Annotated in this window: 17 protein-coding genes; all 17 read right to left on the bottom strand. The window is 38.5% G+C overall.

Annotated elements, in window-relative coordinates:
- Nucleotides 1-191: 191 nt before the first annotated feature.
- Nucleotides 192-749 (bottom strand): ribosome recycling factor, encoded by a 558-nt coding sequence (frr, locus tag H514_RS0118605; protein ID WP_027448319.1) that lies wholly within the window; start codon nt 747-749, stop codon nt 192-194.
- Between the two features lie 3 nt (nt 750-752).
- Nucleotides 753-1,475: a UMP kinase gene (gene pyrH / locus H514_RS0118600; protein ID WP_027448318.1), complete on the bottom strand. Its 723-nt coding sequence runs from the start codon at nt 1,473-1,475 to the stop codon at nt 753-755.
- 79 nt (nt 1,476-1,554) lie between these two features.
- Nucleotides 1,555-2,439, bottom strand: coding sequence for a translation elongation factor Ts (gene tsf / locus H514_RS0118595; RefSeq protein ID WP_027448317.1), 885 nt, complete (start codon nt 2,437-2,439; stop codon nt 1,555-1,557).
- A 164-nt stretch (nt 2,440-2,603) separates the two neighbouring features.
- The gene (rpsB, locus tag H514_RS0118590; protein ID WP_027448316.1) at nt 2,604-3,335 is read right to left on the bottom strand and encodes a 30S ribosomal protein S2; all 732 of its coding nucleotides are present in this window, start codon (nt 3,333-3,335) and stop codon (nt 2,604-2,606) included.
- Nucleotides 3,336-3,484: 149 nt separating this feature from the next.
- Nucleotides 3,485-4,030 (bottom strand): hypothetical protein, encoded by a 546-nt coding sequence (locus H514_RS0118585; protein ID WP_027448315.1) that lies wholly within the window; start codon nt 4,028-4,030, stop codon nt 3,485-3,487.
- Nucleotides 4,031-4,041: 11 nt separating this feature from the next.
- Nucleotides 4,042-4,344, bottom strand: a complete 303-nt coding sequence (locus H514_RS25020; protein ID WP_027448314.1) for a hypothetical protein — start codon at nt 4,342-4,344, stop codon at nt 4,042-4,044.
- Nucleotides 4,345-4,385: 41 nt separating this feature from the next.
- Nucleotides 4,386-5,777, bottom strand: coding sequence for a DUF342 domain-containing protein (locus H514_RS0118575; RefSeq protein WP_051255222.1), 1,392 nt, complete (start codon nt 5,775-5,777; stop codon nt 4,386-4,388).
- Nucleotides 5,778-5,799: 22 nt separating this feature from the next.
- A complete protein-coding gene (locus H514_RS0118570; RefSeq protein ID WP_036842099.1) occupies nt 5,800-6,579 on the bottom strand; it encodes a FliA/WhiG family RNA polymerase sigma factor in 780 nt (259 codons plus the stop codon).
- 40 nt (nt 6,580-6,619) lie between these two features.
- Complete coding sequence (locus H514_RS0118565) at nt 6,620-7,021, bottom strand: hypothetical protein (RefSeq protein ID WP_027448311.1); 402 nt, start codon at nt 7,019-7,021, stop codon at nt 6,620-6,622.
- Nucleotides 7,018-7,515, bottom strand: coding sequence for a chemotaxis protein CheD (locus H514_RS0118560; protein WP_027448310.1), 498 nt, complete (start codon nt 7,513-7,515; stop codon nt 7,018-7,020). Before H514_RS0118560 ends, H514_RS0118565 begins: the two co-directional genes overlap by 4 nt.
- Entirely contained in the window at nt 7,508-8,146 is a 639-nt protein-coding gene (locus H514_RS0118555) for a chemotaxis protein CheC (protein ID WP_027448309.1), read from the bottom strand. Before H514_RS0118555 ends, H514_RS0118560 begins: the two co-directional genes overlap by 8 nt.
- 4 nt (nt 8,147-8,150) lie before the next feature.
- Nucleotides 8,151-8,621: a chemotaxis protein CheW gene (locus tag H514_RS0118550; RefSeq protein WP_027448308.1), complete on the bottom strand. Its 471-nt coding sequence runs from the start codon at nt 8,619-8,621 to the stop codon at nt 8,151-8,153.
- Nucleotides 8,622-8,636: 15 nt separating this feature from the next.
- Entirely contained in the window at nt 8,637-10,730 is a 2,094-nt protein-coding gene (locus H514_RS0118545) for a chemotaxis protein CheA (protein ID WP_027448307.1), read from the bottom strand.
- Between the two features lie 15 nt (nt 10,731-10,745).
- Nucleotides 10,746-11,813 carry a protein-glutamate methylesterase/protein-glutamine glutaminase gene (locus H514_RS0118540; RefSeq protein WP_027448306.1) on the bottom strand — a complete coding sequence of 356 codons (1,068 nt, stop codon included), beginning with the start codon at nt 11,811-11,813 and terminating at the stop codon, nt 10,746-10,748.
- Nucleotides 11,814-11,820: 7 nt separating this feature from the next.
- Nucleotides 11,821-12,696 carry a MinD/ParA family protein gene (locus H514_RS0118535; RefSeq protein WP_324604055.1) on the bottom strand — a complete coding sequence of 292 codons (876 nt, stop codon included), beginning with the start codon at nt 12,694-12,696 and terminating at the stop codon, nt 11,821-11,823.
- Complete coding sequence (gene flhF, locus H514_RS0118530) at nt 12,677-13,843, bottom strand: flagellar biosynthesis protein FlhF (RefSeq protein ID WP_027448304.1); 1,167 nt, start codon at nt 13,841-13,843, stop codon at nt 12,677-12,679. The genes H514_RS0118535 and flhF overlap by 20 nt, the downstream gene beginning before the upstream one ends.
- On the bottom strand, nt 13,843-15,873 hold the full coding sequence (flhA, locus tag H514_RS0118525; RefSeq protein ID WP_027448303.1) for a flagellar biosynthesis protein FlhA: 2,031 nt from the start codon (nt 15,871-15,873) through the stop codon (nt 13,843-13,845). The genes flhF and flhA overlap by 1 nt, the downstream gene beginning before the upstream one ends.
- Between the last annotated feature and the right edge of the window lie 11 nt (nt 15,874-15,884).

Raw genomic sequence — 15,884 nt, 5'->3', positions numbered from 1 at the left:
ATATTCTGTGGGGTAATAAAACCAGCGAAACCTTGCTTCAATTGTAATGTAAGGTGACGTTTTATGTATAGGTAGAAAAATGTGGCTTTCGCTATAAAGCGAAAGCCAATCTCATTTCATACATGATTAGCTGAATGTGAAAAACCCCCTTCTAACAAGAGGGTCTCCCATTCATTGTACATGGAAATTTGTTAAACTTCCATAATTTCTTCTTCTTTGCTCTTAGCAATTTTATCAATTTCATTGATGTTTTGGTCCGTTTCTTTTTGAACCTCATCTTGATAACTGCGAAGTTCGTCCTCTGTAATATCACCGTTTTTCTCCATTTTCTTCAATTGATCATTAGTATCTCGGCGAATGTTACGAACCTGTACTTTTGCTTCTTCCGTATATTTCTTAACAAGCTTCACTAAGTCTTTACGACGCTGCTCATTTAATGCTGGGATATTAATGCGAACAACATTACCATCACTTGATGGAGACAAGCCTAAATCAGCCTTTTGGATCGCTTTTTCAATATCATTAATTGAAGACTTATCAAATGGTGTAATAACAAGAAGGCGCGCTTCTGGTGCTGAAATCGTAGCTAGTTGATTCAACGGAACAACTGCACCATAATACTCTACCTTAACTGGCTCAAGGATAGATGGATTTGCACGTCCTGCACGTACTGTAGCTAGTTGACGTGAAAAAGCTCTTACTGCTTCCTGCATTTCCTCGCGTGTTTGTTTCATGATTGAATCTGCCATGGTTTATTTCCCCCTCACAATGGTTCCTATTTTTTCGCCTAAAATGGCGCGTTTAATATTGCCTTCTTCCATAATCGAGAATACTAGAAGTGGAATGTTGTTGTCCATACATAATGATGATGCTGTTGAATCCATTACAGCTAATCCTTCATTTAAGACATCCAAGTAAGACAATTCTTCATACTTTTTAGCGTCTTTGTTCTGTTTAGGATCATCCGTATAAACGCCATCTACATTATTTTTAGCCATTAGAATGACATCTGCTTCAATTTCGGCTGCGCGCAATGCGGCAGTCGTGTCTGTAGAGAAATAAGGATTTCCGGTACCTGCTGCAAAAATAACTACACGTTTCTTTTCAAGATGACGAATAGCTTTTCGACGAATATAAGGTTCTGCTACTTGTCGCATTTCTATAGATGTTTGTACTCGAGTTGGGATACCGATGTTTTCTAAACTATCTTGTAACGCCAGGGAATTCATAACAGTTGCTAACATTCCCATATAATCAGCAGTAGCACGATCCATTCCTACTTCACTGCCTACTTTACCACGCCAGATGTTTCCGCCACCAACAACTACGGCTACTTCAACACCTAACTCAGATATTTCTTTCACTTGGCGCGCTACAGATTGAATAATGGCAGGACTGAGTCCATATCCTTCTTCACCACTTAACGCTTCGCCACTTAATTTTAATACAACACGACGATAATGAGCTGCTGTCATAATAACCTCCATCACACGGTTTTATGTAAGCTTTTGAAAATAGGGAACACAGTGTGTCCCCTATTTTTTAAGCCATCATTTATTTGTTTACTTGGTTCATTACTTCATCAGCGAAGTTTTCTTCGCGTTTTTCCATACCTTCGCCTACTTCGTAACGTACGAAGCCTTTAACAGTAGCGCCATTATCTTTAACGTACTGCTTAACTTTTTGGTCTGGATCTTTTACGAAGTCTTGCTCTGTAAGAACAATACCTTCGAAGAATTTACCAAGACGACCTTCTACCATTTTTTCAACGATATGCTCAGGCTTACCTTCGTTAAGCGCTTCTTTCTTAAGTGCTTCACGCTCTTGGTTAACTTCTTCTTCAGGAACTTCGTCACGATTTACATAGCGAGGGTTAACTGCAGCTACGTGCATTGCAACGTCTTTAGCAACAGACTCATCTGTAGTACCTTCTAGTAGAGAAAGCACACCGATGCGTCCTCCCATGTGAAGGTAAGCACCAAATGCATCATTATCGCCTTTTTCTACAATTGCAAGACGACGAAGGGAGATTTTTTCTCCGATTTTAGCGATCATAGATGTGATGTAGTCACCAACGCGTTGGCCATCACCATGAAGGTTTTGCTCAATTGCAGCATCTGCAGATTCTGGTTTCTGCTTAACGATGTGCTTACCAAGCTCGCTCACAAGCTCTTTGAAAAGATCGTTCTTCGTTACGAAGTCCGTCTCAGCGTTCACTTCGATAATTGCAGCAGTGTTACCATCTACTTCGATATGAGTTGTACCTTCAGCTGCGATACGGTCAGCTTTCTTAGCTGCTTTAGAGATCCCTTTTTCACGTAACCATTCAACAGCTTTCTCCATGTTACCATCTGTTTCAGTTAGTGCTTTTTTACAATCCATCATTCCTGCACCAGTTGTTTCGCGAAGTTCTTTAACCATCTTTGCTGTTACAGCCATTGTATATTCCTCCTTTAAATGTTTGCCCTTTTCTTAACGAACAAAAGATAATCTTGTCCTACTTAAAATTCATGTATGAGCCTTGCGGTTTTGTATGTTCAAGGACTTAAATCCTTAAAAAAGGTGATAAAAGGTATATCCCCCTTATCACCTTTCAACCTTTCTTACTCTGTAGCAGCTTCTGCTTCTTCTGCTGCAGCTTCTTCTGTCTCTTCGCCTTGCTTAGCTTCAAGAACAGCGTCTGCCATTTTAGAAGTTAGAAGTTTTACAGCACGAATCGCGTCATCGTTCGCAGGGATAACATAGTCGATTTCGTCTGGGTCACAGTTTGTGTCAACAACACCGACAATTGGAATGTTTAATTTGTGAGCTTCTGCTACTGCAATGCGCTCTTTACGTGGGTCAATTACGAACATTACGTCCGGAAGACTTTCCATATTTTTAATACCGCCTAGGAATTTAACAAGACGTTCTTTTTCTTTAAGAAGGTCTACTGTTTCTTTCTTAGGAAGTACTTCGAATGTGCCATCTTCTTCCATGCGCTCAATGTCTTTAAGACGGTTGATACGCTTACGGATTGTTTCAAAGTTTGTAAGTGTTCCACCTAACCAACGTTGGTTGATGTAGTACATACCTGCACGAGTTGCTTCTTCTTTAACAGACTCTTGTGCTTGTTTCTTTGTACCAACGAAAAGTACGTTTCCGCCTTCAGCAGCAACGCTCTTCACGTAGTTAAATGCTTCATCTACCTTTTTAACTGTTTTCTGTAGGTCGATGATGTAGATACCGTTACGCTCCGTGAAAATGTACTTTTTCATTTTCGGGTTCCAACGGCGAGTTTGGTGTCCGAAATGAACACCAGCTTCTAAAAGCTGTTTCATTGAGATTACTGACATGTTAATTCCTCCTAATGGTTTTTTGCCTCCGATCATCTCATCTTTAACGCAGAACTCATCATAGATGAGCACCAACTCCGTTAAATCGACAATCGTGTGTATTAACACCAAAAGTAACTATATCATAGGAAGATATAGCAATCAAGTATTTATTGTTTCATTTTCGGATGAATTTTGAGCATTAATTCTACTTCAGTCTTTCCACAATCTAACCGTTTTGCAATTTGCTCTGTATTGTATCCTTGATCATAGAGCTGAAACACACTTGATTGAACAGATGGTTGGTAGGATTCTTCCTTATCATATTCGAGAGGAATATCATAGGAAGACTGTGATTCTTTATTCTGATTCGATGTTACGTTAGGAGCTTCTGAAGCTTCCTTCTTCACAATAGGACCAGGAGGTTCTTGATCCCGAGATTCTCTTTGTGGTTCAGGGGGTGTAACATCACTTCCTGTGCTATTCTTTTCTGCTACATCAGTCTGACCATTTTGCTCCAAGATATTCATTAACCGCTCATTTTCCTCTTTAATTTCTAGCAAGTAAGCTGTAAACGTTTCCTCTACTTGACGTGCAACTTTCTCTTGCTTTAATTCTAGCTCCTTCGTCTTGGACACACGAATAGATAGAATAACGATGGCAATGAGCATGATAAAATGAAGCAAAAAGCTAATAACTAACAAAAACGTGATCATGTAATCCCTTCTTAGCCGCTATAATCAATTTCGTTCCCTAAATAAGGATGAACGATATTTAGTTCTTTTGGATGATTAGCTAGAGTCTTTGAAGAAGAATGTAAAGATTGTTCACCTTCATCATTTCTTGCCCTTACATTATTTTCAGACTCCATGCGATTTACCTGAGTCCGCTTCAAATCATCTTGTAATTTCGTTTCTTCGGATAAGGTTTGCTGTACTTGAGGCCCGCGCTGTTGCATTTGCTCTTGAAGTTTCCCAACATCTTGGGATCTAGGCAGGGCAATTTGCATTTCAATTGCTCTCCAGCTCATGAAACCATTCCCCCTCTATAAAAGATGCAAATACTCAAAAGCTAAGACTGTGAAACAACCGTTATTTCACCATTATCATAATATACCTTCACATTTTTATGCGTTTGATTCATCTTTCTCTTATACTTCCCAAAGGTTACATCCGTGTTCGTGTAAAGTGTACCATTTACAGAAAGATACGTCTCGTTTAATTCTGTATATGCCTGCTTTAAATCAGTCAAAGTAGCTTCTATTTCTTTTAACTCCTGTTCACTCTGTTGGTAAGAATTGCGTTGTCTTAGCAAGGTAACACGTTCTTGCCCTGAAAGAGTCCCAGACTGTTGTTGTTTTTGACGTAACTTTTTCCCAATAAGTTCAAGCTTTTGAAGGGAATCTGTTAAGCTTTCTTTTCTAGATTCAAGTGCTTTTTCTTTTTCGTAAACTTTTTTATTTACACCAAAATATAATTCCGTGGGAGTATTCATACGGTTCCCAATATCTTTTGCTTCTATGGTAAGTCCAGCTGACAAAGCTCCTCCAATGACGTTCCCATTTTGACAATAAATATGTTCCCTTGCGACACATTGGCTATGAACGATGGAATTTTCAATAAGAATATCTCGACCTGCTTCAACGTTTGCTTGATTTAAGTAACCCGCTCGAACATCTAAGCCAGCATAAATACCACCTTTATGAGTTGCAGCTACTCCCTCGGATATATGTACAGATCCATCAGCTATAATAGAAGCTCCTTCTACTAAGCCGTATACTTTAACGTCACCTTTAGCTTTGATCGTGTACCCCGAAGGAACGTTACCTCTAATAACAATGGTCCCGACAAAATCAAGGTTACCAACGCTCATGTCAATGTCCCCAGTAACCTCGTATTCCGGATAGATATGAATCACTTGTTCACCTAAAGATATTTGACCATTAATGTCTGCATACATGGATTGATCTTCAGCACTCCACTTCACATTCGTTCCAGCACGGAGTTTAACTGGCTTCCCTGGGGAAGGTTGAACAACTTCTCCACATACATTTAAACCAGGTGTACCTTGTTGAGGCTTTTTAATTTCAAGAAGTTTATCACCCTCATGTACGGTGGGGATACGCATAACATCCCTGAAGTTGATTTGTTCTTGATCATCTCTTTGCAATGAAGTGCTTAATTCTTTAACATAATGGACTTCTCCATCTTTTCCTTTTTGGGGAAGTTCACCTCTTGCCACAACAACAGGGAATCCTTCCTCTGGTAAGCCTGAGGCAATGAGTGCCAAAGAGCCCTCATCCCATCCACTTTGAATCTGGTATTGATATAATTCATCCTTTAAGTCTTGCACATCGAATGAAAGCTCTAAATGATACTCTTGCTTCAAATGGAGAGAAGCTGTCATTTTATCTTTAGATAGATCTACATCAAAGAAATCAGAAAACCCATCAATCCTCCCCATACACTTTATCCCCCTTAACTTGTTACTCTACTGTAGCAAGGTTCTCTAGTATTTTCCGCAATTTAAATAAAGCTCGAGCATGTATTTGGGAAATTCTCGAAGTGGTTAATTCAAGTACTTGTCCAATTTCAGTTAAAGTGAGTTCTTCATTATAAAATAAACTAATGACTAATTGTTCTTTTTCATTTAATTGTTTAATCCCTTCAGCTAACTCCTTATAGTCCTCACCTTTCATCATTTGGAAATCAGGGTTTTTAGAGGAGTTATCAGGAATGGAATATCCAATCCCTTCTTTGTGTTCACTCTTCGTGTCTTTAGGCTTTTCCTCCATAGAGAGCACATTGGCAAAAAGGGTATCTTTCATCACCTGCTCAACTTCTTGTTCTGTAGAATCAATTTCATTAGCGATCTCTTCAGAAGTTGGTGCACGCTGAAGGCGTTGCTCTAGCATCTCAGCAGTGGTTTCAATCTTTTTAGATTTATCTCGTACAGACCTAGGCAACCAATCTTCTTTCCTTAATCCATCAATAATTGCGCCTCGAATTCTAAATGAGGCGTAGGTATCAAACTTCAAATCACGTGACAAATCAAATTTTTCGATTGCATCATAAAGTCCAATTAAACCTAAGCTTTTGATATCTTCTTTATTTACATTTTGAGGTAAATGGGCAGAAATACGATGCACATGATAGTGAACAAGGTGCATGTAATTACGTACTAGTTCATTCGCTGTTTCACTATCACGCTCTTGTTCCCATTTTTCCCATAGCTGTTGTTCCTGAGGAGCTGAATGATTGGTCATATGGATCCTCCTCGTTGATTGTCCTGTTGTTTTCTATGCTTTATTCATCATCATCTAATAAAGAACGAATCATCTCTGAGGTTTTCTTTGCTTCTTCCTCTGATAACTCGTTTTGTGATTCTGTTTCCCCATCTGATTGATTATTTAACATTTGTTCATCTGAGGTGAATGTATGGGCAGCTGCATCAGATGTTTCTGGGTTGAGCTCACTTTCAGATACAGTCTCTTCCCTTTCAGAACCTTGAACAACTTCATAACGATTCTCTGAAGCGTAACCTATTGCCCAGCGAAAAAAGAAAAGTAATAAAAAAAATAGTATAAAAGTGCCTGAAGATCTTATTGCAGTGGTTGATAAAGTATTCTCTCCAATGGAAAGGATGTAGACCATTAATGCTCCCATTAAAGCAAACACTAAATTCCACCATAATTTCCCTACCATCAAATTTCTGATACTCCTTTATTTACTGTTCTGACTTGTAAAATACCCGTATCTGGATGAAACTCAATCGTTCTACCACTGTTACCTCCACAATCTTCCGCAACGATTGGGATTCTCAACTGTTGAAGAGAATCTTTTACTGCTTCTACATTTCGAGGTCCAATGCGCATCATTTCATTGGATGTGGAGAAAGGGAACATTTGAGCCCCACCCGCAATTTTTGCTTTTAAGGAGTACGGTTGAACACCTTTATATTTTAAGGTTTTATATAACTCTGGAATAGCTGTGTCAGCATATTTCGCAGTATTTTTAGGTGTTTCTTTGGACATACTCGAATCTGGTAACATGACATGTGCCATTCCTACAATTTGTGTCTTAAGATCATAAACAACTACTCCAACACATGAACCTAATCCTGAAGTTCGGATACTACGAGGAGCAGTTGCATAATTTATATCAGCAATCCCTACCTTGACAACAGATGCAACACTACTCATGATCTTGTACCCCAAGAGCTTTAAAAATAATCGGAAATGAACCAGGATCTGGTAGTAGGAAAAAGTGACCTCGAACCTCTCCACTATTTATACTATTATCCTTAATACAAGTATCGATCACGATTGCATGGTCACTCACTTGAGATAATTCAAGTAAGCCAAAGCTTAGGACAGCTCCTATCATATCAATAGAGACAGACGGTACAGATGGTTGAATCGATAAATTCGTAAAATCTGAAAGAGCTGATAAATAGGAACCTGATAAAATATTACCTAATTCATTAATTGCAGAAACACCCATTTCCGAATAAGGGGGTGAGGAAAAATTAATCTTCTCATCCCCAGTCATTTGGAATGCCATACGATTTGCTTGTTCGGGAGGAAGCACAAAAAACATGCTCCCTGAAACATCACCCTCTAGTCGTAAAAAGACTGAGACGAGCACTTGTTCAGCACCACCTGCTATATCCATCATTTCATTAAAGCTCACAAGTCTTACATCAGGAATATTCATATCAATCTTTCGGTCTAAGAGCTTTGATAAAGACGTTGCAGCATGACCTGCACCAATATTTCCAACCTCTTTTAAAACATCCAAATGATCTTGTGAAAATTGATTCATAAAGGGCATAGGCTTAACCTTCTATCGTTTTAAGTTCTCTTACTTCTTCTGAGGAAAATACTTTTTGCAAATCTAATAAGATTAATAGACGTCGTTCTAACTTTGCCACACCTTGAATGTATTCCGCTTCAACAGTACCAACGACTTCTGGAGGTGGCTCAATAGCTTCTTTCGGAATATCAATAACATCATTAGCTGAATCTACAATTAAGCCAACTTCCATATCATTATAATGTACAATGATAATCCTTGTACTTTCATCATGTTCCTTTGAATGCAGGTCAAATCGAGTACGTAGATCAATAATTGGTGTCACAACACCTCTTAAATTGATAACACCTTTAACGAAATCTGGCGTGCTTGGCACTCGTGTAATATGTTGCATTCTCTCAATTGAACCAACTTGTTGAACAGGTACACCAAACTCTTCATCTTTTAATTGAAACACAATAATCTTTTCATCTTGTCCATTTAATTCAGACATGCAATCTCCTCCCACTTATTTAATTAATGCATTACTATCTACAATAAGAGCGACTTGGCCATCTCCTAAAATTGTGGCACCAGAAACAGCGAAAACATTAGATAAATAGTTTCCAAGCGCCTTAAGCACTACCTCTTGCTGTCCAATAAATGAATCAACAATTAAGCCTGCCATTTTATCTCCCTTACGAACAATAACGACAGAATAATGAGTTTCTTCTTCTTGTTCCCCTGGCACTTCAAATACATCCTTTAAGGAGACTAAAGGAACGATTTTACCTCTAAAATCAATGACCTTCTTGTTGTGCGCTTTCATAATTTCTTCTTTTTTGATGATGGCTGTTTCTATAATAGATGAAAGTGGGATTGCATATTTTTCATCTTCCACTTCAACTAACATAACCGAAATGATTGATAAGGTTAATGGAAGTTGGATCGAAAATACCGAACCTTCATAAAGTTTTGAATCAATGGTGATTGATCCACCCAATGACTCAATTGTGTTTTTCACTACATCCAACCCAACACCACGGCCAGAAACATCTGATATTTTATCGGCTGTAGAGAAACCACTTTCCATAATTAATTCATAGATTTGTTGGTCATCAAGAGAAGCGCCTTGTTCAGGTGTGATAACACTATTATCAATGGCTTTTTGTAGTACCTTATCTCTGTTGATTCCCCCGCCATCATCCGAGATTTCAATAAATACATGATTCCCAGATTGATAAGCTTTAAGATGTAACGTTCCTTCTTCAGGTTTCCCTTGTGCTACACGTTCTTCAGGGGTTTCGATACCATGATCTAAAGCGTTTCGTATCAAGTGAACCAGCGGATCTCCGATTTCATCAATAACGGTTCGATCAAGCTCCGTATCAGCACCAGAGATTTCTAGGTTGATCTTCTTATGTAAGTCTCTAGCAAGCTGACGTACCATACGAGGGAATCGATTGAAGACCTGTTCTACTTGTACCATTCTCATATTCAAAATGATGTTCTGTAAATCACCTGAAATACGTGACATTCGTTCTACAGTTTCATTCAATTCATTATGGTTTAAATCGCTTGAGATCTGTTCTAAACGCCCACGGTCAATAACAAGCTCTTCGAACAAATTCATCAAGACATCTAGGCGTTCAATATTAACCCGAATGGTCTTGTTTTGAGCTTGCTGCTGTTTAGGTTCTTGAGCATTTTCATTCTGATTTGTAGGAGCAGGAGTATTTTCTTGTTTCGTTTCGGTGTGTACTGCTTCTGCCTTAGCTTCTTTTTCGTTTTGGACTTGTTCTTGTTCTTTCTGTTGCTCTTGTTGATTTATTTTATATTCATCGATAGAAAACGTTTCGACAACAACCTTATCTAATTCAGAAACCTTCATAACGCGACTTTCAATCTCTGACAGATCTTCTTGAGTTACAAGGAGGACATGGAATTGATTATCAAAATCTTCCTCTTCAAGTTGATCGACAGAAGGTGTCGATTTAATTACTTCACCAATTTGTTCAAGTACTTCAAATACCATATAGACTCTTGCAGCTTTAAGGAGACAATCCTCACGTAAATAGACAGAAAGCTGTACATTCTGGAAGCCTCTTTCATTGGACTCTTGTAGAACTGTCAACTCGAATTCATCTAAACCTTGAATACCATTTACTTCTGTTTCTGCAGGTGCAGTGGTAGCTGCGGTCTCTTTAACTGTATCATTACTTTGCTGAACATCTGCAGGCTTTTCTCCTTGAGCAATTCGATTTAACTTTTCAACAATACTTTCAACGTCGCGCTGGCCATCTCCACCTGAAGCAATATCTGTTACCATTGCTTCTAGATCTTCTAGTGAATCAAATACAATATCTAATAGATCTGTATCAACTTCAACTTGTTGATTTCGAACAGCGTCTAACACGTTTTCTATCTTGTGTGTTAAATTCGCTAAATCCTGATAGCCCATTGTTGCTGACATTCCTTTTAATGTGTGGGCAGCACGAAAGATCTCACTCACTAGATCCAAGTTTGAGGGATCCTTCTCTAGTTGTAATAAGGAATCATTAACTGTCTGTAAGTTCTCTTTACTTTCTTCAATAAATACTTCTAAATACTGATTAACTTCCATTTCCCTCCACCTCTCTTATTCCCCTATTAATTTCATAACTGTGTTCGTTACATCGTTTAAATGAACCACATGATCTACCTGATTCGTTTGGAAAGCTGCTTTTGGCATTCCGTAAACAACCGATGACTCACTGGACTCTGCTAAAGCTACAACGTGTTCAGATTTCTTCTTTAACATCTCCAAACCTCTCGCTCCATCAGACCCCATCCCGGTTAACACAATGGCGTAGGTTTCATAATTATTTAAGCCTAATAGCGACTCAAACATGACATCTACTGAAGGACGGTGCCCCAATCTCTCAGGAGTTTGAGATAACTGAATGGCAAGTGACATTCCAACTTTTCTAACAGTCATGTGAAAATCACCTGGTGCAATATAAACTGTACCTTTTTGAAGAACTTCACCATTTTCCGCTTCTTTCACGTGTACTTGACACAGAGTATTTAAGCGGTTTGCCAACGATTTCGTAAAACCCTGAGGCATATGTTGCACAATAAGCACTGGAGCAGGGAGGTCTTCAGGTAGTTGCATTAAAACCTTTTGTAACGCTCTAGGTCCACCTGTCGACGCCCCAATTGCAATAAGTTTCTTCAATGATTTTTGTTGTAAAAGTTTGGTCTTCTTGGGTGTAAAAGGAATCGTTGAAGTCTCTTCTTTATGCTGGGTTATCAACCGTTCAACATTTACATTTGCTGCTTCAAATACTTTCTTGGTAATCTCCTCTTGGATGGTTTCAATATCTAAAGAAATGGCACCAGAAGGTTTCTGGATAAAATCAATGGCTCCATACTCCATTGCTTTCATTGTGCTTTCTGCACCCTGCGCCGTTAAACTTGATAACATAACTACTGGTAGCGGAGTGTCCTTCATGATTTGTTGTAAACAATCCAGACCATCCATAATAGGCATTTCAATATCAAGTGTCACAACATCAGGGGAGAGTTCACGTATTTTGCGTAAACCATCTTCACCATTTCGGGCTGTCCCAATAACAGTTAACCTGGAATCTTCATCTAAGATGTCTGTAATCATCTTTCTCATAAAGGCAGAGTCGTCGATCACTAACACGCGTATTCCTTTCATAATCGACCTACCTTTCTAGCATAAATTGCTTAAGCTTAGACACAAATCGGAATGGCACCTTTTTGTGAATATCAATGTTTTGTTCTAAGTACTGATTTGTCATATGAGTAAGAGCTTGACTTATTTTAGCTTTTTCATCGTATGATAAAAAAGGTACTTGTCTTGTTACAGCTTTCGTAACCACTCGATCATCAGGCAAAATCCCCAGAGGTTCTATAGATTTATTTAAAAATTGCGACACCACATCTTGCATTCGCTCCATCGTTTTCTCGCCAGCTCTCTGTGAAAAGGCCTTATTTACTACAAGAAATAGTGGTAAATCAAATTGCTTTTGCGTAATATGCTTAATCATTGCGTAGCCATCTGTTAAAGCAGTTGGTTCTGGGGTTGTAACAACAAAACACTCATTTGCTGCTAAGATGAAATGCAAACTATCATTTGTTACTCCAGCTCCCATATCAAATAAAATATAGTCATAGGATTGAACTAGATTTTGCAACTGTTGATAGAAATAATCTAGTTTCTCTTCACTAAAATGAAATATATCTGATAATCCAGATCCAGCTGCTATATATGATAATGATTGTGGACCTTCTTCAATAATATCATCAATTGGAATGTCTTGTTCGAACATATCAACTATGGATCGTTCAGGGGTAAGCCCGAGTAAAATATCAATATTTCCCATTCCGATATCCAGGTCAAATAATAAAACTTTCTTATTGTTCTTTGCTAAAGATAGGGCGAAGTTCAAGGCGAAATTTGATTTCCCCACTCCGCCTTTCCCACTAATCACGGCAATCGTTTTTGCTTCAGATGTATTTCGTAGCTGATTTAATTTTTCACGGAGCTTCTGTGCCTGATCATGTTTCACCTGTTTCACCAACTATCCTTCTTATCATTTTCTCAACCGAAGCTTCACTTATATCATCTGGTACATTTTGACCATCCGTCAAGTAAGCAACACCTATTTTATGCTGTAAAACCATATTGAGCATTGCACCACTGTACGAGGTTTCATCGACCTTAGTGAATATAAGTTTTTGAATAGGTACGTTTGAAAACTGTTGGTAAATAGCATCCATATCAGAATATTTACTTGTTAATGATAAAGCTAGGTACGTCTCAAGTTCAGCTTCAAAATCAATAATCTTTTTTAGTTCTTCAACATACTGCTGATCTCTGAAGTTTCGTCCTGCTGTATCCACTAGAACATGATCATAATCACTAAACTTTTCTTTGGCTTGTTTATAATCCTCTAAGTTGTATGCTATTTCAATTGGTATATCTAAGATTTTAGCATAAGTTTTTAATTGGTCGATGGCTGCAATACGAAACGTATCTGTTGTAATAAAAGCTACTTTCTTCTTGTGTTTAATGACACTCTCTGCAGCTAATTTTGCAATCGTGGTTGTCTTCCCAACCCCTGTTGGACCAACTAGATGAATGAATTGCTTCTCAAACGATAAACCTTCGAATGGGATGTCTTGGACCTGATGTCGAATTTCATCTATAAGCCATTCCTTTACCATCTCTTCATTCACGTTACTCTTTGTTGTATAAAACGTTTCAATAAGCGGCTGCATCAACTGATGACTAATCTCCTCTGAAACTTCTTGCTTGATCAGGTTTTGATAAACTTCTTGTAAAACATCAGGATATGCCACCGTTGAGCTCATTGGCTGGTGCTGCATAAGTTCTTTTAATTCTCTTATCTCTTTTAAGACATTTTCATCTTGTTTTGGCTTTGGTTCATCTTGTTGGGCATAAGAGATAGGTGGTGCTTTAGGTACACTAGGTTGTATTGGTTTTTCCTGTCTCTCTGGTTTTTTAGGCGATGCTTTTTGTTCAACTTTTGGTTGAGGATCAATCGCAGCAATGACTTCAATATTTTTTTTACGAAAGAATCCTAAAAATCCACCCTGGTTAATTTCTTTTGAATTAAGAATTACAGCATCATGACCAAGTTCTTTCCGTATCTTATTCATGGCCTCTGGCATGGTTGGTGCTACATATTTTTTTACTTTCATTAGATATTCACCACCCCAACACTTTGTACTTCGACACTTGGCTCTAACTCGTTATAAGAGAGTACAGCCACTTGTGGAAGGAATCTTTCTAATAATTGTTTGATATACATTCGAACAGCTGGTGAACATAATACAATTGGCGTATCCTCTTGAAGGGACAATTGCTCTACTTGCTGGGCTACGGATTGAACGATAGCTTGCTGTGAATCTGGGTCGAGCGCTAAATAACTACCATGTTCCGTTTGTTGAATATGTTCAGCCACTGTTTTTTCAACTTTACCTGATACCGTTAATACCTTAAGTGAGTCACGATCTTGAACAAACTGGTTTGTAATTTGAGTGGATAAGGATTGCCTTACATATTCCGCTAATAATTCTGTATCGTTTGTCATCTTGCCAAAGTCTGCTAAGGTTTCGAAAATAACAGGTAGATTCTTAATGGAAACATTTTCGCGTAAAAGCTTCGCTAAGACCTTTTGAATCTCTCCAGTATTTAATGGGTCTGGTGTAACTTCTTCTACTAAAATTGGATAGGATTCTTGCAAATGATCAATTAACTGTTTCGTTTCTTGACGCCCTAATAACATGTGTGCGTGTTGCTTAATAATTTCGGTAATATGAGTGGACACAACCGATGGAGGATCAACCACTGTGTATCCAAACATTTCAGCGTCTTCTTTTGTTTCCTCCGTAATCCATTTAGCAGGTAATCCAAATGCTGGTTCTTGCGTATCTATACCTTCAATAGCATCATCTTCTCCACCTGGACTCATCGCTAAATAATGGTCAAGAAGTAACTCACCAGAAGCCACTTGATTCCCTTTTACTTTTAAACGATACTCATTAGGGTTTAATTGAATATTGTCCCGAATGCGTACTACTGGTATGACAAGGCCAAGCTCAATAGCTAGTTGCCTACGGATCATAACAATTCGATCTAGCAAATCCCCACCTTGATTAGCATCGGCTAGTGGAATTAGCGCATATCCAAATTCAAATTCGATTGGATCTGTACTAATTAAATTCACCACATTTTCAGGGGATTGCATATCTGAGCTTTCCATTTCTTCCTCTTCATCAGCAACCGTTTCTTCAATGGTCTCTTCTGAACGAGACATCGCGTAACCTGCACCGATCATCGCTAATCCAATAAATGTGGTTATGAAAATCGGTATAGGAGTTAACCCCAAGAGAAGCATTGTAGCTCCTGCAATATATAAAAGTTTAGGATAACGGAATAATTGCTTCGTAACATCAGATCCTAGGTTTCCTTCAGAATTCACTCTCGTAACGACAATACCAGTGGCCGTCGAGATTAATAGTGCGGGAATTTGACTTGTAAGGCCATCTCCTACTGTTAATTTGGTGTATGTATTAATGGCTTCACCAAACCCCATCCCTTTTTGGGTCATACCAATAATCAAACCAAAAATAATGTTTATCAACACAATGATAATCCCAGCAATAGCGTCACCTTTAACGAATTTACTGGCACCATCCATGGCACCGTGAAAATCCGCTTCATTTTCAATTTTTTCTCTGCGTTCTTTCGCTTGCACCTCAGAAATAAGCCCAGCGTTTAAGTCCGCATCAATAGACATTTGCTTACCTGGCATGGCATCTAAAGTAAATCGTGCCGCAACTTCGGAAACACGTTCTGCACCTTTGGTAATAACTAAAAATTGAATGATAACTAAAATAGCAAAAATAACAAAACCGACAAGCGGGCTGTTTCCTGTTACAAACGTTCCGAATGTCGAGACAACTCCACCAGCTTCCGCTTCTGATAAGATCGAACGAGTTGTTGAAACATTCAACCCTAAACGAAACAGCGTCAACAAAAGTAAGAGTGAAGGGAATATGGAGAACTCTAAAGCATCCGTTGTATTCATGGCGACTAACGCGACCATTAATGCCAATGATATGTTAACTAATATGAATAAACTTAATAGGACGGGTGGCATTGGTATAACTAGCATCACAATAATTAAAATGACGCCCACCAATACCGATAAATCTCTAGCTGCCATGGTATACGCTC

The organism is Pontibacillus marinus BH030004 = DSM 16465 (assembly GCF_000425225.1).
Taxonomy (GTDB): Bacteria; Bacillota; Bacilli; order Bacillales; family BH030062; genus Pontibacillus; species Pontibacillus marinus.
This window is presented reverse-complemented; position numbering and strand designations above follow the sequence as displayed.